The 222-nt window shown below is 51.8% G+C and carries 1 protein-coding gene; it reads right to left on the bottom strand.

The window, feature by feature from the left end:
- Window positions 1–222: hypothetical protein (locus tag AB4405_RS24290; protein ID WP_372063107.1), on the bottom strand; the 222-nt coding region annotated here is incomplete at both ends.

Raw genomic sequence — 222 nt, 5'->3', positions numbered from 1 at the left:
GATGGTTTGTGGCTCGCTCGGTAGCCCTTCGTTGTCAATGGCAACGTAGGTAAAGGTCACGTCTTCCTTCTGACCATCGGTTAGGCCTTGGAAGTCCTCACCTGGATCAAAGGTATAGGTACCATTATTGAAACTTAGGCTGCCTTTGTCGTCTGGGATATCAGTCTCTAGAGCATACGACGCCACGGTGCCATCCACATCAGAGCCTTCCGGTACGTCACG

Origin of the sequence: Vibrio sp. 10N.261.51.F12 (assembly GCF_041471725.1) — a bacterium.
Taxonomy (GTDB): Bacteria; Pseudomonadota; Gammaproteobacteria; order Enterobacterales; family Vibrionaceae; genus Vibrio.
Note: the sequence above shows the minus strand (reverse complement) of the source record. Positions and strands in the feature narration are given on the sequence as shown.